This is a genomic window from Nocardia sp. NPDC059240, assembly GCF_042753865.1.
GTDB lineage: Bacteria > Actinomycetota > Actinomycetes > Mycobacteriales > Mycobacteriaceae > Nocardia.
In genome coordinates this window covers 94,075-115,559 of record NZ_JBHZAC010000020.1, presented here as the reverse complement: position 1 = coordinate 115,559, position 21,485 = coordinate 94,075, and the positions used below count along the sequence as shown (strand labels likewise).

Sequence of the window (21,485 nt, the reverse complement as noted above, 5' to 3'; positions counted from 1 at the left end):
GAAAGAACAGTTCTTTCTGTACTTACTTTTCTTTTCTTCTTTCCTTCTCATTCTTTCCCTTCCTTTCTTCCCTTTTTTCTGGTAGGATTCATCGGGAAGGTACGATATCAGACGGAAGGATGTGAGGCGTGATGGTGGAGAACTACGGGCGTGTCCGGGTACCGCTGGAGGACCGCATTCCCCCTGGTGAGCAGGCTGGATGGTGCACATTTCCGACGTCTCGGGAGCATCTGTGCCCCAATGCGGTGATCGTCAAGCACGTCCTGGGTTCGAAACCGAAGTATTGCGACCAGGTCGTGGACGGAATACGGCACACGGGAAAGAATGCGGCACTTGCTCGCGAGCGCTTCGGCCTCACCACTGCAGATGTGAAGCGCATGGCCGCCGAACGGGAGGCGGCTTCCCCGCCGAGCCCTGCCGTACGACGCGAGCGTACCCTGACGCCCGTCCCGGAGCTCCCGTTCACGCCGCCCCCCGAGTCTGAGCCGGATTCTGAGGAGCTGCAGTTGCACGAACAGCTCTCTGCCAGCATTTCAGCCGTCCAGACTGCTAGCAGTCCAGACTTTCAACCTTCCCCGACTATCCGCGAAAACGCTTCTGAGCAGCCCGTTCTGGTCTCCGAAGCTGTGTCGCGAGTCGATCGTCTCGTCGCACAGTTCGAGATTGCCGCGAAGGCGATCACGCACTCTGCCGAGACGCTCGCGCCGCAGGTTGTCGCGGCACTGGCCGCGGCGGGAGCCGCCGGCGCTGCCGAGCAAGAGGTGATCGAGGTCAATGCCAGTGCCGCGGAAAAGATCGCGCGGGCTGAGACCGCACGCCGAATCGCGGAAGAAAGTAGCGCCGAGCACGTCGAGGCCCGCCGCAAGATGGCCATCGAGCGCGACAACGCCGTGGCCGAGATGAGGAAGGCCCGGCAGGAGTCGGACTCCGCGGTCGCACGGGCCAAGGCGGAGGTCGAGGAGGCCCGTGTGAAGGTTCAGCAGGTCCAGGCGGAGGCCAACGAGGCGATCGACACCGTCCTCCATCAAGCGGAGGAGACCCATCGGGAGGCGGAGGAGAAGATCGCCGCAGCGCAGGCTGCCAACACTCGCGCGCAGGGGGAGGCGGAGGGGTTGCGCAATCAGGTGAAGCAGCTGAGCGAGCAGCTCGCCCGGCGGGATACGAAGGAGGAGGCGCGCAGCGAGCAGCACCGGCGTGAGATCAAGGAGCTGCACGAGTACTACCAGGGGATCGTCAAGAACACCCAGGAGATGCTGCGGGAGGCGTACGCGCTCACTGGTCGCCAGCCGATCGACCAGTCCGAGTAGGCGGGTGAACTGGGCATGACCAGCGGAGACGGTAACGGCAGTTCGACAGTCCGGACTTGCGGCAGTCTGGCAGTCCGGACTGGTGTTCATGTGGTCACGCTGCCGCTGCGTCGACCGCCGATGACTTCCAATGATCAGCGACGAATGCACTGGACAACGGTGCGCAAGGCTAAGGCCGAGGCCGCCGCCGAGGTGGGTTGGCGGGCACGTGAGCAGCTTCGGAAAGGTCTGCGGCTCAACCGGACTCGGGTGAGTGTCACCTGGTACGCCCCTGATGCGCGGCGGCGGGACTCGGATGCTTTGGGGCCGTTCCTGAAGGCCGCACTCGACGCCCTGGTGGCCATCGGGGTGTTGCCCGACGACCATTCCGCGCACGTGGTGGAGACCAGCCAGCGCATCATTGTCGACCGCGAGAATCCGCGCCTGACTATCACCCTCGAGGACCTGGACGCCGCGCCGGAGATCGAGCTCGGTGTCGCTGCGGTGCCGGCGGCCGCAGCGGGCGATGACGGCGGCACGGTCGGCAGTTCCATCTCGGGTTCCGAGACACCGGGTGTGTCCTGGTCCGAGATCGCGGTGCGCGCGGATTCTTCCCCCGCCCGTGAAGTTTCGTCACGCAGGACCGAGCCGGCGGACGGAGTTTTGTCACAACAGGGTCGATCGGGCGCCGCGGTACTGCGGGACAGCAGTTGCTGCGTGGTGTGCGGCGAGCCGATTGCCCAGCCTGGCACCGGTCGGCCTCGAAAAACATGTTCGGGTGCCTGTCGGATGCGGGCCAGCCGTGCGCGTACCGGAAAGAAATAATCCACACATAGGAAGAAACTCGCCGATACTACGCAGATCTTTCCTTCGTCTGCTTAGGCGATCCGGTTGGTTCTTCGATCAGGTGATTGGATCCGGTGGCACGGTGGTTGCAGCGGGGGCAGGGCTGCGCGGCTTCGACGCCATTGCGGGTCACGGTGAGCATCCCACCGGGGCGGGGACTGCCGCAGTCGATGCACGGCTGTCGTGGTGTCGGCTCTTCGAGCGCCGCGCAGACCTTCTTGGTTGGCATCGCCGGCATTTGATTGATTTGCCATATGAGCAGGCCGATCGGATTCCTCACGCCAGCCCCAGCGCACTCGGCCCCGAGGTGGGCGATGAGTGCCTGTTCGGGCCACGAACGCAGCAGGTCGTCGATCCGGTCGGAATGCGCGGCGATCACCGCGGCGGGCACCGGCTTTCCGGCGACCCGAAGGTTCTGCAGAATCCGTGCGCCGGCAGAGGAGGGGAGCGGCATGACGGAGGAGTGCGATTGCCGGGGTGACGAGCGCGGTGTTTCTTCGGTGGTGTTCGGTGCCGGTGACTCCAGCATCGGGAAATCCGACTCTGGAGTCGATGGGCGTTTTCCCTTGCGAGCAGTTGGACGAGGCGAGCTGGGTTCCGCGGAGGTGTCGGCGTTGTGGTCCGGGTCTGGGGAGTCGGTGATGTAGTACTCCGCCGCGCCGAGTCGGCCGTCGGCGGTGCGGATCCGGCGGCGGGTCAGGTAGCCGTAGCGCTCCAGTTCTGCGAGCGCAGACATGACGGCTTCGCGGCCGTCGAGTCTGGTAGCGAGTCTGGTCACGCTGACCTGGAAACCGTCGGCGTGGGTGGACAGCAGAGCGAACAGGCCGCGGGCTTTCAGCGACAGTCGTGTGTCGCGGCAGACGTCATTGCCGATGCGGGTGAAGGCGGCTTCGGCCATGCGGCCGCGCCGTATCCCGCCGGCACGGGTCGGTGACCGTGCCGGTTCGCCGATGTTGTTGGAGGCCATCGTGATCGCCGGGGGGTGCCAGGCTAGTGAGCGGCGAAGGTGAGCAGTCCGATGCTCAGGGTCACCGAGCCGCCGAAGGCGATGCCGCCGTGCCGGACCGCCAGACCGGCCGGCGTTCCGCCGGATTTGGACAGCATGCCGGTGACGAGGCCGACGATGATCCCGAAAAGTACCGCGATCACGATCAGCAAGATCTTGATGGTGGTGGTCATGGTTGGGCTTCCGTATTGCCGTGTGCCTGGCGGCCTTTCGGTGGCGTCGCGGAACGCCCGGCCGATACCATGATTGTGCCGTATCGAGGACATGGACTTGATATAGATTTACAAACCAGGACCATGACCACTCTGGCCTCGAATCTTGTTGGGAGGATGGACAGTGCCGCGCCGACTGCGTTTCCCCGACCTGCCGGAGGGTCCATATCGCGACCTCATGGTGTTTGTGCACCGTATTCACGCCTCGGCAGGCAGCCCGCCGATGCGGAAGATCGCCGAAGCGCTGACCTCGCGGGGCGAATCATGCAGTCACACCACCGTTCACAAGCTGCTGATCGGTAACTCTTTACCTGCCAATGGCGACTTGTTGTTCTCGGTGGTGGACTGGCTGCACTCTCAGAATCGCCACGCCCGCCGCAGTGAGGACGAAATCCTCGACGAACTCAACGGACTTTGGGAACGTGCATGGCAACACCACGACCTAACCCCTGTGTTGCCGACCGTCATGCTGATCGAGGCGAAGCACTCCGACGGCGGGCGCGACGCGATGCCGAACTTGCCGGCGGTCTACCGTGAACGCCCACACATCGTCGCCCACACGAGTACTGGAAAGTCGGCCTTCCTGTCCGCCGCCGCCGCTTGGGCACCGGTGTACGCACCCGAGTCGGTGGTGGATCTGGTCATCGACGGCGAGCGGGACTCTGTTCTTCCGGAGCTGCGCACGTCCTACGCAACGCTGATCGGCGCGTCGCGTTTCGAAGACCCGGCCCTGCCTGATCTCCCCAGTGTCGGACGCGGGCTCTCTGGGCTGACCGAGCAGTTGGGTCGACCTGGAGGGCCCGTCAGCGGCGACCACATCACTGTTCTGGAAGACCCGAGCAGGTTCGACCTCTACCGTGGGCTTCGGCAGGCGGATCAAGCCGAGGACCTTTTTCTGCTCTACTACGCTGGCCACGGCCTGGTTACCGATTACGGCGAGCTGGTGCTGGCCATCGGGGATACCTCACCCAATCATGCTGACCTAACCGGGATCCGATACGAACAGATCCGCCGCGAAGTCATTCAAAGCCGGGCGCAGCATCGGCTTGTCATTCTGGACTGCTGCTTCTCCGGCCGCGCCGTGGACGAGCTGATGGGCCCACTGTCGGGGCTGACAAGACTCGGCATGGGGACCGCGGTGATCGCTTCCACCGGACCGTACTCCGCGGCGATGGCACCCAAGGATTCCCCCTACACCAGTTTCACCGGGACACTGCTCTCGATCCTCGCCGAGGGTGTCGAGGGCGCAGGCCGCTACCTCACCGTTGGTGCCATCTACGCGGCACTTCGCGAACGTCTAGCGGCGCAGGGTCTTCCGGCTCCGCATATGTCCGGGCGCGAAATCATCGAATCGCAGGTGCTGTGCACGAACCCCGCCTATCGCAGCGAACGTGTGACCGAGGAAAGCCTGGCTGCGGTCACGTCGTTCGCCGAGCTCGGGGCGGAGCTGACGCGCGAGCGCGAGGCCGCCGGCCTGACGATCCGGGCGGCCGCCGCCGCGATCGCCGAAGACAACGATCTCTCTCCGCTGAGCCGCAGCGTTATCGCCGAAATCGGTCAAGGACGGAGAATCACCTCTGACCGGCTGAAGACGCTGTTCACGATCTTCGGCTCGGCCCAGAACACCGGGTGGGACGCATGGGAGGCTGCGCTGTCGCGCGCCGAGCTCAACAACCGTATGCAACGCAGCGATGCCGATGTGGCTCTTCTTCTCGCGGTTGCCGGAGGTGACAGCGTCGCCTGGGAGATGCTGTCCGGGGCCCTGGCCCGCTATGCCACAGCCGTTTTGAAGGCATGGCTGCAGAGCGGGTATATCTTCGTGGTGGCTGCTCAACTTGGGATCCCGGGCATTACGCCGTCCCAAGCTGAACTGGACCAACTTCTCTCCGATCGGAAGCTACGCGAAGACCTCATCCGCATGGCGATTGTCCAAGCACTGCACGAGCTTCGGGCCGAATTGGACACGCCCCGGAGTTGGCGTCTGGCAAGGGACACAAGCCTGAACTCTGATTTCGTCAACCGATGCGTTCTGGCGTTGGCACAGCAATTCCGAGCGCACCGCCGTGTGACCGACCAGATGACAAAGCTCCGGGAGACGTATCCTTCGGCGCTGGTCACCGTGGTGAGTTCGACCGAGGACATCCTGCACGACACCATTACTCAGGCGGTAGGCGAACAAGACCTACAAGATCTCCCCGAACGGGATCGAATGATCTTGTGGGGCAATCTCTCCGGCTACACGAACGCCGAAATCGCCCAAATGGTAGGCAATGTCTCCGTGAGGACGATCGAAGCTCGCTGGGCCGAGTTGCGCCGATCCCACCCGTGGGCTGCAACGTTGGAAACTGGTCAGCAGCTGCCATGACCGAATCGGTGTCCGACGGCTCACACAGCACATTCTGATTGATGGTGTTCTCGTTTCCTGTTCTTCTTAAGCGGCTGGGTCGACCCACATAGGGCGAACCAACGTAGGAAAAGCCGACCATGGGGACGGGCACGCCGCTCTCATCACAAGCCCAGATGCCGGTATTGGGCAGGTCAGCATCCAGGTTGGAAGGGGTAGCAGGGCTTGGCCGTCTGGGCAGGGACGGTGAACAGAGGCGCAGCGGTGGCTGTCGGAACCACAGGTGCGGGTACTACAGGTTCCCCAGGGGTCTGCGTGGTGGATTGCGTGACCACCGTGCTGCGCGGGGAGTGGCCGTGGGCGGCGGTGTTTCCCAGGATCCAGGCGCCACCCGTGAACAGGCAGAGGGCAGCCCCGGCCAGGACTGCGGAACGGATGGGTGCGGGGCGGCGGCCAGTCTCGCGCGCAGGGTCGTAGAAGACGGGAATTCCCGCTTCGCTTCGGGACTGCGTTTGGGAGCGACCAAGATCCTGCTGAGTGCTGCGTCGGGTCGGGCGGGGCAGCGGGGCGGCTGGGCGAGGCGGTTCGGCGGTCGGGGTAGGGAAGAGGTCCACGACGATGGCCTCGTCGTTCGTTTCTGGCGCGGGGGAGGCAGGGAAGCCCGCCTCGATGAGGTCGGCGTGGGTGACGGCGTCGGCCAGGCCGAGGGCGGCGAGCACACCGAGTATCCGTTCGGCGGTCCAGATTTGGGGGCGGCGGCGGGTGGTGCCGGTCAGCCAGTTCGTCAGATCGGAGGAGGTGTCGCCGAGGAGCACGTCGCGGCCGGTCGGCATCGGGATCGGTCCCTTGTCCAGGGTGATGGTCCCAGCGTTGGACATGATCAGCACCAGACCTTGTACGAAGATCTCTTGGCCGGTGGTTTGGGCGGCGAGGTGTTTGAGGCCGTAGGTGACGCCGGCCAGCTGTTCGAGGGGGTTGGTGTCGCCGCTCCGGACATGGATGGGGTCGCCGATGGTGCCGGCCAGCTGCCAGCGGTTGTTCACCGCGCACGAGAGTATGCCGCTGGAGTAGCGCTGGAGGATGCCTTTGACCTCGATGCACAGGAGGGTTTCGGGGGTGAAGATCACCAGGTCGGCTTCCTGGCTGTGGCGGCCGTCGCGGTCGGGCACATGGCATCCGGAGATCGCGAGTCCCGGAATGGTGCTGGACTGCAGCCAGCCGAGCACGGTGCGCTCCGCGCCTGACATCTTCGGCCGATCACCGTTGAGGATCAGCATGCTGATCGTCCCCCTGTCCCCTCGCTCTTGGCGCGGCGGCTCCGTGATGTGCGAGTCCACCGGCACGTCCGCCGATCTTGCTGTGGTGCAACGGTTCTCATGGTCTCGTTTTGTGCCGAATCGGTGAAGTAAACACCGGGACGACAAGTCGCGGTCGACGGTGCTCGCCGCGAGTTCTGTGCTGGTGAGGGCGAAATCCCGGTGCGGCACTAAAGATCCATCCGCCAGGGGATGGTGCTGGCGCTGGGTGTTCCCGAGGCGGAGGCGAGTACGCCGGAGCCGGTGGGGGCGGAGCAGAACATCCAGCAGGTGCCGGTCGAGGTTGCACCGGCGGGTGTCTGGTGGGCGATGGCGGCCGCGCCGCCTGGCTGCCCATCTGCGAGGTTGTCGGGTCCGGGTTCGGAGTGGGTGCAGAACATGACGCAGGTCCCGTGCGGGGCGGCGACGGTGGTGGGCATGAGGCTGTCGGCGGGAGCATGGCCGAGGGTCAGTATCAGGGCGATCTGCATGGCGGCCGCGGCGATGAACATGCCCAGGAACGGGAGGGGTGCGCGGAGGACGTGGGCCAGAAGCTGGCCGGGCTGGCGTGTGATCCTGCGGCCGAGGAATGCCCAAAAGGCTTGCGGGGTGCGGATGTTCGCGGGCTTGATGTGCGTCATGGCGGTCCTCCCAGATCGACAGAATCCAACTGTCAACAGTCTAGCCTTCCAGACTGTTGACAGTCTAGAGTTGTCTTAGTTGCCGCACGTGACGTGTCAATTCCCGCCGCCTGGACCGGGCGCGCCGCACAGGTGGGGCCTCTTCAGTGCGGCCTGCGATGTCGGCTCGGCGTGTGAAGATGGCCGGCGTGAACCTTGAGGGAATCGATGTCGACTGGGTCCAGCAGCAGCTCGAGGATTTCGTCGCGAAGACCAAGCCGGTCAATCAATCCGGCGATGGCGTCATAACCACCCAGACCGCACCGCAGTGCGGGCGCGAGGCGACGATCGCGATGGCCGAGACCGTGCGGCCGATCCTGACTCGCTTGTATCCGGAGTGGCAGTCGGAGAACAGTCGCAGCAGCAACGATGAGTTCAAGGCCGAACGTGATGCCGCGCGCCGGCTGCTGGCGCGGTTGGCCAATCATGTCGAGGTCATCGCGCGGCTCGGCGGCGCCGACACCTCTCCGCGGATCACGGCCTCGGCACTGCATCCCTTGATCTGGAAGGCCGCGTCGGCACAGTGGTCGACCGGGCATCGCCACGAGGCGGTACTGGCGGCCTCCAAGGCGGTCAATTCGCTTCTGCAGGCGAAGGTCGGTCGCCGCGACGTCTCCGAGTCCGACTTGGTCAAGCAGGCGTTCACCGATCAGGACCCCAAGCCGGGGAAGCCCCGGTTGCGGTACCCGGGCATCAGCAATGAGCAGACCGCTGAATCGATGCGGCGCGGGGTGATGGAGTTCGGCGGCGGGTGCTTCGCGGCGATCCGCAATCCGGTCGGGCACTTGCCGAATGACGAACTGGAGCTGGACGAGCAGGTGGCGCTGGAGCGGCTGTGCGCGCTGAGCCTGTTCGCCCGCTGGATCGACGAGGCCGAGCTGGTGGAAGCTGAGCTGCCAGGTGGTGGGGGAGAGTAGTCGCCGGGCGCTGACAGCTGTGAGGCCCGGAGCATGCGCTTCCGGGCCTCACAGCGGATGGCAGGGTCTGCGGGTTTACCTGGACTGCCAGAAGCGGATCTTGTCGACCAGCTTGTCCCACACCTCGCGGTCGTGCTCGGCGAGGTCGACGAGGGCTTCGACCATGTCGCGGCGGTTGACGCCGTTGTCGGAGCGGCCGCCGCGGCGCACCCGGCGGCCGGTCTCGGCGGCGAGCTTGGTGACCAGGGCGTCCCAGTCGTCGGCCTGCTGGGGCGGCATCTTCAGCGTCCAGGTCAGCCAGTCGGACTTGTCGGTCGTCGGGGTCTGCGCAGGGGCTATCTTCGCTCCGCTGTTGAGCGCATCGTGCAGCGCCGAAGCGCGGGTGCTGCGGTCAGCCATGGGGGTTAATCCTTTCCTGCTGCTTTGGGCGGCTTCAAGTTGGTGATGCCGAGCTCCTCGAGTACGTCGGCGTAGCCGTTGTCGACGAAGGTGGTGTTGAGGCTGTAGCCGATGGACTCTTTGAGGGTGATCAGCGTCTTGAAGCGCGGGATCCCGTTGTCGTCCAGCATCTCCGGCATGTCGCGGGCATGGCTCGTGCCGAGGCGGACCTGCACCAGCAGCGCCCGCGGGTGCACCGGGTTGTGCTGATCCACCTCTTGGGCCAGGGCGATCGTCTGCGGCACCTTCCGCACGTCCGGCGGGTAGGGCTTCATCGGCATGATCAGATCGGTGGGCTGTTTGTCGGGGCGCCAGAGCGCTTCGCGCAGCAGCTCTTCACGTTTGGGCTCGATGTCGATGACCGAGAACGGGTAGGTCCGTTCGAGCTCGTGCAGGCGCCGGGTGCGGCCGTGGGTCAGGTCGACCGGATCGATCCTCGACTTCGGATCCCCGTTCGACATCTCCTGCAGTTTGTCGCGGACGGCCATCATCCATTCGTAGGTCGTCTGGTCGGTGTCGGCGTCTCCGGCCAGCACCGGGCCCAGGCCCAGCATGGCCAGCCAGATGGCTAGCTGGGAGGCCGAGGTGGATTTGCCGGCCCCACCTTTGAGGATCCCCACCACCAGTCTCCGCGTCATGCCGACAGCATAGACTGTCAGACTGTTGTCAGTCCATCGCAGCAATTGCTGCGCGCACCTGTGTCGAGACCGGTGCAGCCCAACGAATTCCAGCGGCCGCGAGGGCGGGTGCGGCCCGATGGTGCAAGAGGTGTGGCGCTGTTAGTTGTACGGATTCCTCCGCTTCGACCCGGTCTCGGATGGTCGGCCGATGAAGCAGGTCGGCGGCGGCGCGTTCGGTCTCGCCGACACAGTTCAGCAACACGGCGAGCCGCGCGTGACCGCCGAGGCAGGTGGCGGCAACCGCCGAGAAATTCCGACACACCTTTTGCACCATGCCCCCGCGCGGAGGTAGCAACCCAGAGACAGGCGTCGACCCCGCCCGGATTCCGGGCGGGGTAGAGCGGGCGCCCTACAGTTCGCTGGCGGGGCCCGGGGTGGGTCGTATGCGGATGCGGCCGGTGCGGGAGGCCACGTCGAGGGCATTAGCGGGAACGTCGGGCGCGGTGGTGATGTCGATGCTGCCACTGCCGGTGCGGGCGTAGGCGCGGCCGCCGGTCGGCACGTACAGGTGGATCGCGCCGGAGTCGGTGGAGGCGAAGACATCGGCGGCGCCGGTGATGTCGACCGATCCAGAGGTGGTGACGACTTCGGCGTCGGCGAGCGGGCCGTCGAGGATCACAGCGGCCGAGTCGGCGGTGATGCGCACGGTGGATCCGGCCGGGAGGCGGACGTCGGCGGCCAGGCCGGCGCCGCTGGTGGTGGCGAGCCCGGTCGGGCCGAGGGTGACCTTGCCGCTATTGCCGTGGCCGCCGATGGTGCCCGCGACGACGGTGCCGCCGGTGATGGTCAGTCCGGGAAGCGAGAGCCCGATCACCTGGGGAGCGGTCGGGGTGGCGGGGACTCGGACGTCGAGGCGGGCGCCGCGGTGCGACACCGTGGTGCTGGCGGCGGCGCGTTCGGCGGTGGTGTCGCCGTCGGTGAGTGGCGCCAATGTCAGAGCGGCCGTGGTGAATTCAGGGTCCGCGGTGACGGTCACCGTTCCGGCGGAGATATGCAGCACCAGCAGGACGGGGCCGGGCTGGGTGTGCTCGATCGTGCGCATGGTCATGGCTTCCTTCGGCCGACGATGTCCATAGAGAGGTGCTGCCGAACAGTGGATTCCGTGTCGGGATGTCGGGTTGCTGACCGGTGTCGCCCGCTTATGCAGCCGGGCGACACTGGGCCTGGAGGGTGTCAGGGTGTCGTGCCGGGTTCTCGGCCGAGGCCTGTCACGCGGCGTCTTTGAGCGCGTAGAGCAGGTACCAGCTGTTGACGACGATGGGGATTTCGGCGTCGGGGTTGACGGTGGGGTCGGTGAGGATGGCGGCGATCTGGGCGGCGGCGACATTCCAGCTGTAGGTGGGGGTGATCTCGTCCCATTCGGGGTCGGGGGTGGTGCCGGTGGCGCGCCAGTAGGTGACGTGCACGGCGGCGGGCTCGTCGGGTTGCACGTCGCACCAGGTGTCGCGGAATTCGCGGCCGTCGGTGTCGATACGGAGGGTGATGCGGTGGTCGTCCGCGGGGAGGCCGAGCAGGGTGCGGACGGTGGTTTCGGAGTAGTCGCGCATGGGTGGGGGCCCTTTTCGTCTCGGTGGGAGCGGGTCGGGCATGTTCACGATGTCCGACCCGCTGATCCGGTCCGTCGATTTACAACAGTCTAACAGTCCAGACTGTCGACAGTCTATGAATTGGCCGAGTGGGGAAGGGGCGCCCCGGGTTCACGCCGGGGCGACCCGCGTTCACGGTCGCGCTTCTCGCTCCTGCCAGCCGAGCAGGAATCCGGCGACGAACGCGGCGGCCGCGACGATGCTCACGACAGCCACCACCACGGCGGTGGCATCCTCGCTGCGCGAGGCTGCGGGAATGTTCGTGGTGGGCCGCTGATGGATGGGTGGTGGACCGTCGAACGACGGGTAGGGCGGATAGACGGTGGCGCGCATTCTCGGATCTCCTTGAATCGGTGGATCAGTGGTCAGGCCGTGCGTCGGTAGTTCAGCGCGGCCCGCAAGCGTGCCCGGTCGGCATAGATCAGGCGCGCACGTTCGGTGGGGCCGGCATCGTCGAGGGGCTGGACTCGGATGCCGGGCTGGGTGTCGTCGGTGATCGTGGCCGCGACCGCACGGACCAGCCGCACGTACGCCGCAGCTTCGGCGGCGGTGCACGTCAGGCACACGTAGGTGTTGCCGACCGGCCCGGTGAGGGTGACCAGCCACTCCTCCTCAAGGCTGGAGGGCGCGGGTTCGGCGCTAGTCATGCCACTTCCTCGCGGCGCTGGTTGGTGGACTCGGTGAGGTGTTCCGGCCAGTTCTCCGCGGCACCGCAGTCGGGGCACACGAGGGCCAGGCCGCCGTCGGTGTCGACTTCGTTCAGATGTGCGCCGCACAGGCATTCCAATGTGGTGCCCCGCTTCATCGCTCCTCCCGACCGCAGTCGACGAGGTCCTGCTCGGCCAGGAAGTACGCCAGGTGGGGCCGTTCGGCGTCCACCAGGACCAGCCGGTGCGCGTGGGAGATCTGATTCGGCGCGATGCACCGGAACGGTGAGGTCGGATCCTCGTGCAGGCAGGGGTGGATCGGGATGAACAGCACGTGCCCGTCGGTGGTGTCGAACGGTGCGACCATGGCCAGGATGCCGCGGAACTGACCGCGGCCGTGGCCGTAGGTGCCGGTGATGCACCAGATCGATTCGGGTTCGGGCAGCAGCCACGGCATCCGCGAGACCAGCTCGAGGTTCACCGCCGGCGTTGTCGACGTCATCGAGCACCTCCTGACGGTGGAATCGGCGCGACCTGCACGCATTCGGTGAACGACTCGAAATCCTGGGCGCAGTGGATGCAGGTCAGGGTGCCGCCGGCGGCGAGGGTCTGCTCGATCTGCGTGCGTTCGCGGTGCTCGCAGCTGGCGCAGTAGAGGAAGACGTCGCACCCGTGCTGGTCACAGCGGAATCGCGCGGCCGGGCGGACCTGGGCGCCGTGATGGTTGCCGTCGCAGGGCGGGTCGTGGTCGAAATCGAGGTGGGCGAGGAGGTATTCGACGGATTCGAGGGCGCTCATCGGGCGCTGTCCTTCCCGGAGGTGGTGTGCCGCTGGTTTTTCGCGATCGCGGGGCGGCGGCCGAGCTGGGTGCGGTCGAGTTTGGGGCCGCGGGCGGAGTTGTAGGCGCCGATCATCACCAGGGCGGCCAGCTTGCCGACCTGTCCGGTTTCGGTCTCCCGCAAGGCCAGGGCGCGGGCCTTGATCTGCCGCGGCGCCAGGTCGAGCAGCACGTCGCCGAGGCGTTCGTGATCGAGCTGGTCCTCGTAGCTGTGCAGGATCTGCGCCATCCCGGCGATCAGGGGCGCGTCGACAGCGTCGAGGCGGTGGCCCCAGACTTCGACGATCAGCCGCAGCGTGTTCTCCACCAGCAGCTCACCGCCGACACCGAGCACCTTCTCCAAGGTGGAGACGCAGCGGATGTTGCCGTCTTTGGGGGCCTGGTCCACGCGCAGCCCTACCTCGGCGACGACGGTCTCGATCGCCAGTACCGCCGGATCGCCCGCGCCGCGGCGCGATTTCCACCGGTCCCAGCCGGTCAGTCGGCGGGTGCGGGCGTCGATCTCGTAGAACAGGCGGGCCTCGTCGGCCAGGTCCAGGCCGGTGTGGACGTTGGCGACCAGGATCATGTCCGGGTTGAGCAGTGTGGCGGCCGCCCATCGGTGCTGGCCGTTGATGATGGCGTAGCGGCCCCCGGTACCCGCGGCGGTGGTGCCGCGGTCGGAGATGTCGATGACACCGGCCAGGCGCGGATCCCATTCGTGGGCCATCTTTTTCGCGCGCGGCTCGTCGAGCTCGCGCTGGTAGGTGTCGTCGACGAACAGTGCGCGCACCGAGACCGGGGCGACGTAGACGATCTGTTCGCCGGGGTCGGGGGCGAGGGGCAGCTCGAGTACGGGGCAGTCGAGGACCGCGAGGGTGTCAGGCATGGGGGTTGGCTCCCTCGGAAGCGCTGGGGCGGGCGAGGATTCGCTGGAGCTGGGCGTCGCGGCGGGCACCGAGGATGATCGCGTCGGCCTCCGTGACGACCTCACGGGTCCGGTCGCGATGCCCGCACGGGTTGGTCCAGGTGTCGGTGCGACCGCGCCGGCGGGGCACGCCGCGCGGTTCCCCGCAGCGCGGGCAGCGGGTGGAGATATCGAGGTACCGGATCGGCCCATACGTGCCGAGCAGCCACCACGGGCCGCCGACGCGGTCGCGCAGGACGACGGTGCGCAGCGCATCGGGTTCGGCAAAGGCGTTCTCGAGGTGGCAGCGCACGGTGTCGGGTTCGGTGCGGGCGAGGATGGCTTCGCGGCGCACGAAGCGGCGGTAGAGATAGATGTTCAGCAATCTCATCGCTGGTTTCTCCGTTCCTGGAAGGCGAGTTGGGTGCGGCGCAGTTCGGCGACGGCGTCGATGTAGTGCAGGTGCAGGGTGAAAGCGCCCTCGATCGGGGCGAGATCCCAGGCCGGGGTCTGCGGCATGAGCCCGCAGGCGCAGGCCCCGGTCTGCAGCTCACGCTCGGCGGCGGCGGACTCGGCCGGGGCCGGTTGCAGCAGCAGTTGGTGTTGCCTGCTGGTGGCCGGTTGCGGATGGCGTTGGCGGCGTAGCGATTTCATCTGTTGCTCCTCTCGATCGGTGGATGTGCAGGGGTGTTCGGGCGCTGGTCAGTCCCACGGTTCGTAGTGGCCGCATTCGTGGCACAGCGCCAGGTGCTCGACGCCGATGCCGCGATCGGCGGCGCGGCCGGGCACCTTGGCCATGGGCTGGTCGCAGCACGACCGCGGTTCGGGGACGGGGTCGGGGCCTGCGGCGGGGAAGGGGTTGATGCTCATCGGGATTCACCGCCGGTCTGGCTGCTGAGGGAGGCGGCGAAGCGTTCCACCGCGGCGGCCAGGTGTACGCCGACCTGCTGCCGGAATTCGGTGAGGAGCGCGGAGTCCGCGCGGGTTCCGGCTCCGGCGTTGTCGAGGTCCTCGACTGCGGTGATCAGCGCGTCCGCGGCGGTCCGGCCGAGATAGGCGGCGGCGAAGCAGTCGTCGATCGAACCGGCGTCCACGGCGGTGAGGAAGTCCAGCAGCGCGGTGGCCCAGCACGCGGCATCAGTGGCCGCGCTGCCGGGCACCGCGGAGATGTCCGCAACGGGCCGGGCGGCGCGATCCTCGGCCGGGTCTTGGGTGTCGTCGTTGGGGATACCGCGCAGGAGTCGAGCTCCCGGTCCTGGTGTGCTCATGCGATTTTCGCTTTCGGGGTGGTGTCGGGAAGAGGGAGGGCAAGGAGGCGGTCGGCGACGTCGCGGGCGACGTGCTGCCAGTCGCCGTCGGGGTGGCCGTTGGCGATCTTGACGACGCTGGAGGCGCTGACCTGGGCGCGCAGCGCGATGGCCCGGTAGGTCAGCCGGGCCTCGTCGCGCAGGCGCCGGACATGGCGGGTCACCGGTGCGAGCGCGACCTGGTCGCGGCAGTCGGGGCAGGTGCGGCGGCGTTGGTTGCGGGTGGTGAATTCCTTTCGGCATTGGATGCAGGTGCGGCTCTCGCGTGGGGGCGAGTCCAGGCCCAGCCAGATCCGCAGCTCTTGGCGCTCGGCGGGATCCGAGCAGCGGAAACCGGCGGCGATGGAATGGGTTTCGCGGACACGGATGGCCTCGCGCCCGCAGGCTTCCCGGACCGGGCAGCCGCGGCAGATCTTCTTGCCGGTCTCGCCGGTGTCGTTGCCGATGGGAAACCACAGCTCCGAGGGGTGGCTGCGACAGTCTGCCCGGTCACGCCACTGCAGGTTGGTCACCGACGCGCCTTCGGGGGAACCCGGTTGCGGCGCAGCCGATCTCATGACGGCGGCGCTCACGGTGCCTCGCTTCCGGTCTCACCGAGCAGGTGATGCAGCTCGGCGGGGGCCTGGGCGCGGATCTTGTCGATCAGGGTCGGGCCGTGCAGCGGGGATTCCATGGTGTCGATGACCGCGACGTGCAGGTCATCGACGCAGTCGGCCAGCGCCACGACACGCTGCAGCAGGGTGTCGGCGTCGCCCAGCTCGGCGAGGTTGGTTTTCAGCTGGGCGAGCATGGCGGCGTAGTGGCCGGCGAGCAGGGATTCGGCTGGGATGGTGGGGTTTTGCATCGGGGAAGTCCTCTCTGTGATGATCTGGAGAGGGACGTCCCAGCCAGGTTCACGCTGGCTGGGACGTCCCCCCTTTTTTTGTCAGGCGAGAGCGGCAGCGGAGGCGACGCCGGTGACCACGCAGGGCCCGGTGTCCTCGGGCGCGGCGGCCAGGCGGTGGTGGTCGAGGGCGTCGATGACGTCGTCGATCAGGACCGCCAATTCGCGGACGGTCTTGACCTTCTTGGCGCGGGCGAGGATCTGCGGGCGCAGCTGGGCCAGCTCGTCGACCTCGTGGGGGCGGTGGCGGAACGGGTGCAGCAGCGTCATGGTGCTCACCGCGCCGTGCTCGTCGCCGGAAGCGGTGCGGCGGTGCGCCACTGCCCGACGGTGAGGATGCCGTCGGAGGTGGTGGCGACGCTGCGGACCATCAGGGTGGGCTGGTAGTCGCGGCGGCGGACACCGAACTGGCTCACGGCCTGGCAGGTCAGGTCGAACAGTTCGTCCTCGGCGCGGCCACGGTCGTGGAAGACGGTCGGGGTGGTGCCGTTCGGGTCGGCGACGCGGGTGGACAGCTTGCGCCACCAGGTGCCGCGCGGCAGCTTGATCGCCCACTCCGCCACCAACGTCGGCGCCAGCTCGGTGGTCGTCGCGGTCATCGGGGCAGGCCAGAACGGCATCTCCACATCCGGCAGCTGGACCGAGGGGAGGGGGATGTCCACCGGGATCGTGATGGTCATGGGTCGGGTTTCCTTCCTGAACTGGTGTTCTCTTGCTGACCCGCCCGCTGTGGGGACGGGAGTCTGGGGGATACAGGATTGCCAACCTTTCAACAGTCTAGACTGTCAACAGTCTGGAGGCGGCGGTTTTCGGGTCAGGCCGTTTCGTCGCCGGAGCCGTTGCCGCCCAGGTCGTCCCAGCCGTCGTCCTCCCACCCGTAGAGGTCGACGACGTCGTCCTGGTCGCCGTCGGGGTCGCCGGGAAGAACTGGCGCGAGGTCGCTGCCACGCTTGCGGCGCCCCTGCAGGGGCAGCACGGTGGCGTCGGAGGCCTGCGCGTCGTCGGCGTTCTCGGGGGCGGATCCGACCGCGGTGTCCTTGCCGACCGGCCATTCCTCGGGGTCGAGGGAGGCGATGGCCTCACCGATCTTGTTGGACAGGGCCTCGGCTTCCTCGTCGATCTCGGCGAAGACCTCCGGCAGTTCGGGGAGCTCGTCGGAGTCCCAGCGGCGCTTCCGCTCGGGCAGTGCCGTGACCTCGGCGGTCGCGGCGGCCATCGGGGAGCCGGTGTCGGCGCTGGATCCGGTTGCGGTGCCGGTGATCTCGGCGAGCACGGCCTCGAGTTCCGGGTGCCGGGCGGGCGGGTAGTGCTGGGCGAACCACTCCAGGTTCTCGGTGGTGACCTGGTAGGCGCGCACCCGCACGATCTGCGCGGAGGTGTCGTCCACGACGTAGGCCACGCCCTGGGCGCCGCTGATCGGGATGGTGGTGTTGTCGGCGCCGCGTTCGTGGGCGCGGTGGTCGCCGTAGACCATCACCATCTGCTCGGCCGAGTTCAGGCGCATGCCGACGCGCACCTGGAACAGGTCGCGCAGCATGTCGAGGATCTGCTTGTTGGCCAGCTGCGTGTAGGCCGACATCGAGAACTTCAGCGCGCGCCCCAGCCGGCCGATCGAGATCAGCAGCCGCAGGAACTCCTTGCGGGTTTCCGGGTTGTCCAGCAGTTCGGCGATCTCGTCGATGATCAGGTGGAAGAACGGTGCCTCGTAGGTGGGCACGTGCTTGTCGAGGCCGTGGCGTTCCATGTGGCGGCCGCGCTGCTCGACGGCGACGCGGCGCAGCCAGCGCAACAGGCCCAGGGCGGCCTCTTCGCTGGTGGCAGTGCCGTGCAGCAGCTTGCGCAGCTTGGCGGCCTCCACCCCGAACTTCAGGTCGATCATGATGTTGACCAGGTAGCCGTCGCGGGCGGCGGGCGAGGCCGCGCACACCATGGCCCGCACGAACCCGGACTTGCCCGACCCGGGCTCGCCGACGCCGAGGATGTTGCGCTCGTCCAGCGGGACGGGCCAGGGATCGCCGTCGTCGCGCATTCCGGCGTTCAGCTTGGCCAGATCGACCGGTTCGACCGGGACCGGCACGGGGACCGGATCGGCGATCGGGTCGAAGTAGCGGATGTCCAGGCAGATCTGGCGGCCCTTGGCCGCGACCACCCGCACCGCGTCGGCTTCCAGCGCGACGGCCAGGCGCGCCAGCTTCTCCTCGTAGTGTTTGCGTTCCTGCCCGTCGGTCATGGCGATCCGAAGCCGCAGCCCCACCGGTACCTCGAACAGGCCACGGTCGGCGGGGTAGGAGTTCGTCGAGGCCACCAGCTCGGGGTATTCGCCCGGGTCGCCCTTCGCCGGGTCGGGCAGCCGCCCCAGTCCGACCTTGGTCCACTTCTTGCACGCCTCCCACGGCGAGGACAGGGTCGTCACCACGTCTTGGAGGTCTTCGTGGAAGGTCAGCACCCACGCCGCCCAGTCGGCGACCTCGGCCGCCTCGGCCCGCTCACGCGCCAGCCGCGCCGACCACTTGGCCCAGATAATCAGCGCCGCGGCCAGCACCAGCACGACCAGTACGGCGGTCACGCCCGTCGCACCGGAGTAGCCCAGGTTCTCGGCGGTGTAATAGGCGGTCGCGACGCCCAGCAGCACCATCGCGATGGCCACCAGGATCAGAATGCCGATCAGCTCGCCCATCACGCCGCCTCCGTCCCCGGCTGCAAGCGGATCTTGCGGGCCTGGCGGGTCTCGGCCGCCTCCGCGCGGGCACGCTTGCCCTGCGGGCGAACCAGGATCAGCTCGACCTCGTCGATGCGGTCCGGCCGCCAGGCGATCCGGCCCGATGCCGCGCCGAGCTCCGTGGCCAGCCGGGAGGCGCGCAGGTCCCAGTCCTTCGGTGACTGGCCATCGAGCATCCGGATGCGTAGCACGTCCTCGGTGCCGTCGCTGGTCACCGACTTCAACTTCGGTGCGAGCAGCTCGTCGCGCTTCTCGTCGGTCAGCCTGGTCTTGGACAGCGCTTTGATCCAGCGGCGCCGATACAGCTGATATCGCCAGCCGCGCCCGGATGCCGACGCGACCGCCATCGCCATGAGCACCAGCGCGGTCAGCACCATCAGCGTGCCGGCCGCGATCGGCACCACGAGGGTTTCGACCCGGTGCACGGTGTCGGCCGGCCACAGCGGGCGAGTCCAGATACCGAGGCCGACAACGACTCCGGCGCAGACCAGGCAGTCACGGCCCAGCGAGGGCCGCTCCGCCTCCTGCACGATCACGGTGGAAGTTCTTGCGGAAGTGGAAGCGAGAGAACGAGTTCGAGCCATGACCTCACCGTCTTCCCGCGCCACGGCGCGTCGGCAGATGGCAGGGGTTAACAGGCTCAACGGTCTGTTTCTGGTCGCACAGCACGGAAGCTCCTCCCAGGCGGTTTCAAGCTGTCAACAGTCTAGACTTTCAAACTGTCAACAGTCCATTACTCGTACTGTGGCAGCAGTACGGGAATGGCAAACACCTAGGTCCGGACCAGGTTTTTCAGCTATGTCTCCTACGATCCCGCGACATGCAGGGACGCTTAAATCCCGAAAGAGGGACACTTAGGGACATTCACTGGCTAGCCTTGGGAGCGTGTCGAATCTCCGCCTTCGGGGCACATTGGCCGCCCGGGGTCTCACCAATCACGCTCTCGCCGAGACGCTCAAGGTGAGTACGAAAACCGTTGAGCGCTGGGTTACACAGGGTCGAATCCCTCACCCAGGCATGCGTTTGAAGGTCGCCGCAGAGCTGGAACGAGATGAGACGTACCTGTGGCCGGAGCTGTTGGCCGGGAGTCGCGCGAATGTCTCCATGTCCGAAGTCGTTCAGATCTGGCCAACACGCTCCGAAGTTCCGCATGAGATCTGGAGGGCGCTCATGCGCCAGGCGTCACGGAACATCGAGGTTCTCGTCTATGCAGGCGGATTCCTCGTCGAATCGCTCGACTTCGTCAACGTCGTCCGCCTGAAATCCGAGATGGGTGCTGAAGTTCGGATCCTGCTCGGAGACAGCGGATGTGAGGCTGTTCGTCAGCGCGCCCGGGAGGAAGGTCTTCCGTCGCTCCCGCAACGGTGCCGCTCGACGCTGGAGTACCTCTGGGAAGTCCACGACCTGGCGCGCGTAGACATCCGTATCCATCAAACGCCGCTGTACAACAGCATCTACCGATTCGATGACTCCATGCTGCTCAACACCCACAGCTACGGCGCGTATGCGGCGAAATCACCGGTGCAGCACCTGCAGCACGTCCCGAACGGGAAGCTGTTCGACTACTACCAGGAATCATTTGAAGCAGTCTGGGCAGTCGCGCGGCCAGCAGTACTCTGACGCCATGGGACGCCGCATCGACTACCACCAGGACCCAAACGCCCCAGCTGCCAATAGTGTCCGGCCGAGCGCCGGCGCCTTTGTCCGCCGCGACGACGCCGTTCTCCTGATCTGTCGCTCCGACAACGGCAACTGGTCGATGCCCGGTGGCGCACACGATCCCGGCGAATCTCTCAGCCACACAGCCGTGCGGGAGACGCAGGAGGAAACCGGCGTCGATGTCCAGCTGACGGGAATCGTAGGGATCTTCACCGATCCGACACACGTCATCCACTACACGAGCAATGACGAGGTTCGGCAAGAGTTCACCATCATCTACCGCGCGGAGCCGATCGGCGGGGTGCCGACGCCCAGTAGCGAAAGCACACAAGTCGAGTGGGTGCCCGTCGACAAGATTCCCGGTCTCGCGATGGACCCCAGTCAGCGCAAACGCATCGACTGGGCGATCACGAACACCGCTCCCTACATCGACCCCTCGGCGCGCTGAACCGCAGCTCGTAGCAGCGGCTCAGACCGATCGATCGCGGTCCTGACAACGCTGCCTTCTTCGTATCGCTCTCGAATCTCAGCGAGTCGCCGGTCGATGGTGACCGTCTCCCCAGTTGGGCCCGTGGTCATGTCCGCCCACCATACGAAGTCGCTGGCGACATCAATGTCCGGCGCATCGGCGAGCGCGAATGGCTCAAAAATCTGGGCATCGAGACCGCGCACCTCGGCTTCGATGACGGCGGCCGAGTGGAAGGCCACAAGATTGCATACGGCCGCGGAGAACCTCCGGGTCGAAAGCAGATTCGCACCGTCGATTGGATGAAATCCGGTTGCGGGGAACCCGTATCCCACGTCATGCAGATAGGCAGCGGTCACCGCGTCGTCACGCACGGTCTCCGGCAAACGACTCGCGACACCTCGAACCTTCCGGCCCACCTCCAGGGTGTGAGCTCGCCGCGTGCTCGAAAGCGGCGCCAGAAGGTCCGAGAACGCTGATTCCATACCAACACGCTAGCCAAGCACCTCCGCCTATTGCCACAACCATCCAAATGGCCCAAGATGTCCCTCTTGTTGGGTTCAAACGTCCCCGGGTGTCGCCAGATCGTGAAGACATGGCACCAATCCGACTCTCGACAGCAGCTGTCCTGCTATCCACCTTCCTGTTTCGAAACCGCACTGTCGCAACCGATTCCAGCGTGCTGGACGACATCGCCGCGAACCATCTGATTATCGATAGGCTCGCCCGTGTCCAGAGGCCCGAGCAGGCCGACACCGATCGGCTGGCTATGCCGCCGCTCAGTACCAAC

The 21,485-nt window shown here is 66.6% G+C and carries 31 protein-coding genes; 6 read left to right on the top strand and 25 right to left on the bottom strand.

The genetic code is table 11. The features are described 5' to 3' along the window. Nucleotides 1–128: 128 nt before the first annotated feature. A complete protein-coding gene (locus ACFXHA_RS43675) occupies nucleotides 129–1,307 on the top strand; it encodes a hypothetical protein (protein WP_379367042.1) in 1,179 nt (392 codons plus the stop codon). A 90-nt stretch (nucleotides 1,308–1,397) separates the two neighbouring features. After that, entirely contained in the window at nucleotides 1,398–2,111 is a 714-nt protein-coding gene (locus ACFXHA_RS43670; RefSeq protein ID WP_379367040.1) for a hypothetical protein, read from the top strand. Nucleotides 2,112–2,139: 28 nt separating this feature from the next. On the opposite strand, the gene ACFXHA_RS43665 is transcribed toward ACFXHA_RS43670, so the two are convergent. Both ACFXHA_RS43665 and ACFXHA_RS43660 read right to left on the bottom strand, forming a co-directional pair. Further along, a complete protein-coding gene (locus tag ACFXHA_RS43665) occupies nucleotides 2,140–3,030 on the bottom strand; it encodes a hypothetical protein (RefSeq protein ID WP_379367038.1) in 891 nt (296 codons plus the stop codon). Nucleotides 3,031–3,122: 92 nt separating this feature from the next. Further along, on the bottom strand, nucleotides 3,123–3,311 hold the full coding sequence (locus tag ACFXHA_RS43660; RefSeq protein WP_379367036.1) for a hypothetical protein: 189 nt from the start codon (nucleotides 3,309–3,311) through the stop codon (nucleotides 3,123–3,125). A gap of 163 nt (nucleotides 3,312–3,474) precedes the next feature. Here ACFXHA_RS43660 and ACFXHA_RS43655 point away from each other — a divergent pair, with 163 nt between their 5' ends. After that, nucleotides 3,475–5,715, top strand: a complete 2,241-nt coding sequence (locus ACFXHA_RS43655; RefSeq protein ID WP_379367034.1) for a caspase family protein — start codon at nucleotides 3,475–3,477, stop codon at nucleotides 5,713–5,715. 173 nt (nucleotides 5,716–5,888) lie between these two features. Here ACFXHA_RS43655 and ACFXHA_RS43650 read toward each other — a convergent pair whose 3' ends face one another. Further along, entirely contained in the window at nucleotides 5,889–6,971 is a 1,083-nt protein-coding gene (locus ACFXHA_RS43650; protein WP_379367032.1) for a nuclease-related domain-containing protein, read from the bottom strand. A 209-nt stretch (nucleotides 6,972–7,180) separates the two neighbouring features. Beyond that, nucleotides 7,181–7,630 carry a hypothetical protein gene (locus ACFXHA_RS43645; protein WP_379367030.1) on the bottom strand — a complete coding sequence of 150 codons (450 nt, stop codon included), beginning with the start codon at nucleotides 7,628–7,630 and terminating at the stop codon, nucleotides 7,181–7,183. Nucleotides 7,631–7,809: 179 nt separating this feature from the next. On the opposite strand from ACFXHA_RS43645, the gene ACFXHA_RS43640 reads away from it, so the two are divergent. Continuing rightward, on the top strand, nucleotides 7,810–8,586 hold the full coding sequence (locus ACFXHA_RS43640; RefSeq protein ID WP_379367045.1) for a TIGR02391 family protein: 777 nt from the start codon (nucleotides 7,810–7,812) through the stop codon (nucleotides 8,584–8,586). Between the two features lie 75 nt (nucleotides 8,587–8,661). Here the strand turns inward: ACFXHA_RS43640 and ACFXHA_RS43635 are convergent, their stop codons facing one another. From ACFXHA_RS43635 to ACFXHA_RS43540, 20 genes are all read right to left on the bottom strand, one after another. After that, complete coding sequence (locus ACFXHA_RS43635) at nucleotides 8,662–8,985, bottom strand: hypothetical protein (RefSeq protein ID WP_379367029.1); 324 nt, start codon at nucleotides 8,983–8,985, stop codon at nucleotides 8,662–8,664. A gap of 5 nt (nucleotides 8,986–8,990) precedes the next feature. Beyond that, a complete protein-coding gene (locus ACFXHA_RS43630; RefSeq protein ID WP_379367027.1) occupies nucleotides 8,991–9,662 on the bottom strand; it encodes a hypothetical protein in 672 nt (223 codons plus the stop codon). Between the two features lie 391 nt (nucleotides 9,663–10,053). After that, on the bottom strand, nucleotides 10,054–10,752 hold the full coding sequence (locus ACFXHA_RS43625; RefSeq protein ID WP_379367025.1) for a hypothetical protein: 699 nt from the start codon (nucleotides 10,750–10,752) through the stop codon (nucleotides 10,054–10,056). Between the two features lie 160 nt (nucleotides 10,753–10,912). Beyond that, entirely contained in the window at nucleotides 10,913–11,251 is a 339-nt protein-coding gene (locus ACFXHA_RS43620; protein ID WP_379367023.1) for a hypothetical protein, read from the bottom strand. A gap of 171 nt (nucleotides 11,252–11,422) precedes the next feature. Beyond that, nucleotides 11,423–11,623, bottom strand: a complete 201-nt coding sequence (locus tag ACFXHA_RS43615; RefSeq protein WP_379367021.1) for a hypothetical protein — start codon at nucleotides 11,621–11,623, stop codon at nucleotides 11,423–11,425. Between the two features lie 32 nt (nucleotides 11,624–11,655). Next, on the bottom strand, nucleotides 11,656–11,937 hold the full coding sequence (locus ACFXHA_RS43610) for a hypothetical protein (RefSeq protein WP_379367019.1): 282 nt from the start codon (nucleotides 11,935–11,937) through the stop codon (nucleotides 11,656–11,658). After that, complete coding sequence (locus ACFXHA_RS43605; RefSeq protein ID WP_379367017.1) at nucleotides 11,934–12,095, bottom strand: hypothetical protein; 162 nt, start codon at nucleotides 12,093–12,095, stop codon at nucleotides 11,934–11,936. The genes ACFXHA_RS43610 and ACFXHA_RS43605 overlap by 4 nt, the downstream gene beginning before the upstream one ends. After that, nucleotides 12,092–12,439 carry a hypothetical protein gene (locus tag ACFXHA_RS43600; protein ID WP_379367015.1) on the bottom strand — a complete coding sequence of 116 codons (348 nt, stop codon included), beginning with the start codon at nucleotides 12,437–12,439 and terminating at the stop codon, nucleotides 12,092–12,094. The genes ACFXHA_RS43605 and ACFXHA_RS43600 overlap by 4 nt, the downstream gene beginning before the upstream one ends. Then, the gene (locus ACFXHA_RS43595; RefSeq protein WP_379367013.1) at nucleotides 12,436–12,735 is read right to left on the bottom strand and encodes a hypothetical protein; all 300 of its coding nucleotides are present in this window, start codon (nucleotides 12,733–12,735) and stop codon (nucleotides 12,436–12,438) included. Before ACFXHA_RS43595 ends, ACFXHA_RS43600 begins: the two co-directional genes overlap by 4 nt. Continuing rightward, nucleotides 12,732–13,643 carry a DUF6551 family protein gene (locus ACFXHA_RS43590; protein ID WP_379367011.1) on the bottom strand — a complete coding sequence of 304 codons (912 nt, stop codon included), beginning with the start codon at nucleotides 13,641–13,643 and terminating at the stop codon, nucleotides 12,732–12,734. The genes ACFXHA_RS43595 and ACFXHA_RS43590 overlap by 4 nt, the downstream gene beginning before the upstream one ends. Further along, nucleotides 13,636–14,052: a hypothetical protein gene (locus ACFXHA_RS43585; protein ID WP_379367009.1), complete on the bottom strand. Its 417-nt coding sequence runs from the start codon at nucleotides 14,050–14,052 to the stop codon at nucleotides 13,636–13,638. Before ACFXHA_RS43585 ends, ACFXHA_RS43590 begins: the two co-directional genes overlap by 8 nt. Then, nucleotides 14,049–14,315, bottom strand: coding sequence for a hypothetical protein (locus tag ACFXHA_RS43580; RefSeq protein ID WP_379367008.1), 267 nt, complete (start codon nucleotides 14,313–14,315; stop codon nucleotides 14,049–14,051). Before ACFXHA_RS43580 ends, ACFXHA_RS43585 begins: the two co-directional genes overlap by 4 nt. 48 nt (nucleotides 14,316–14,363) lie before the next feature. Continuing rightward, nucleotides 14,364–14,531, bottom strand: a complete 168-nt coding sequence (locus tag ACFXHA_RS43575; protein WP_379367006.1) for a hypothetical protein — start codon at nucleotides 14,529–14,531, stop codon at nucleotides 14,364–14,366. Continuing rightward, nucleotides 14,528–14,929 carry a hypothetical protein gene (locus ACFXHA_RS43570; RefSeq protein WP_379367004.1) on the bottom strand — a complete coding sequence of 134 codons (402 nt, stop codon included), beginning with the start codon at nucleotides 14,927–14,929 and terminating at the stop codon, nucleotides 14,528–14,530. Before ACFXHA_RS43570 ends, ACFXHA_RS43575 begins: the two co-directional genes overlap by 4 nt. After that, a complete protein-coding gene (locus ACFXHA_RS43565; RefSeq protein WP_379367002.1) occupies nucleotides 14,926–15,480 on the bottom strand; it encodes a WhiB family transcriptional regulator in 555 nt (184 codons plus the stop codon). Before ACFXHA_RS43565 ends, ACFXHA_RS43570 begins: the two co-directional genes overlap by 4 nt. 56 nt (nucleotides 15,481–15,536) lie before the next feature. Further along, a complete protein-coding gene (locus tag ACFXHA_RS43560) occupies nucleotides 15,537–15,812 on the bottom strand; it encodes a hypothetical protein (protein WP_379367001.1) in 276 nt (91 codons plus the stop codon). A gap of 81 nt (nucleotides 15,813–15,893) precedes the next feature. Further along, entirely contained in the window at nucleotides 15,894–16,130 is a 237-nt protein-coding gene (locus ACFXHA_RS43555) for a hypothetical protein (RefSeq protein ID WP_379366999.1), read from the bottom strand. After that, nucleotides 16,127–16,531, bottom strand: coding sequence for a hypothetical protein (locus tag ACFXHA_RS43550; RefSeq protein WP_379366997.1), 405 nt, complete (start codon nucleotides 16,529–16,531; stop codon nucleotides 16,127–16,129). The genes ACFXHA_RS43555 and ACFXHA_RS43550 overlap by 4 nt, the downstream gene beginning before the upstream one ends. 134 nt (nucleotides 16,532–16,665) lie before the next feature. Continuing rightward, on the bottom strand, nucleotides 16,666–18,528 hold the full coding sequence (locus ACFXHA_RS43545) for an FtsK/SpoIIIE domain-containing protein (RefSeq protein ID WP_379366995.1): 1,863 nt from the start codon (nucleotides 18,526–18,528) through the stop codon (nucleotides 16,666–16,668). After that, a complete protein-coding gene (locus ACFXHA_RS43540) occupies nucleotides 18,528–19,106 on the bottom strand; it encodes a hypothetical protein (protein ID WP_379366993.1) in 579 nt (192 codons plus the stop codon). The genes ACFXHA_RS43545 and ACFXHA_RS43540 overlap by 1 nt, the downstream gene beginning before the upstream one ends. A gap of 349 nt (nucleotides 19,107–19,455) precedes the next feature. Between ACFXHA_RS43540 and ACFXHA_RS43535 the strand changes: the two genes are divergently transcribed. Together ACFXHA_RS43535 and ACFXHA_RS43530 are read left to right on the top strand one after the other, a co-directional pair. Beyond that, on the top strand, nucleotides 19,456–20,190 hold the full coding sequence (locus ACFXHA_RS43535; protein ID WP_379366991.1) for a helix-turn-helix domain-containing protein: 735 nt from the start codon (nucleotides 19,456–19,458) through the stop codon (nucleotides 20,188–20,190). 4 nt (nucleotides 20,191–20,194) lie between these two features. Next, on the top strand, nucleotides 20,195–20,677 hold the full coding sequence (locus ACFXHA_RS43530) for an NUDIX hydrolase (protein WP_379366989.1): 483 nt from the start codon (nucleotides 20,195–20,197) through the stop codon (nucleotides 20,675–20,677). On the opposite strand, the gene ACFXHA_RS43525 is transcribed toward ACFXHA_RS43530, so the two are convergent. After that, on the bottom strand, nucleotides 20,653–21,180 hold the full coding sequence (locus ACFXHA_RS43525; protein WP_379366987.1) for an HD domain-containing protein: 528 nt from the start codon (nucleotides 21,178–21,180) through the stop codon (nucleotides 20,653–20,655). The genes ACFXHA_RS43530 and ACFXHA_RS43525 overlap by 25 nt on opposite strands. Between the last annotated feature and the right edge of the window lie 305 nt (nucleotides 21,181–21,485).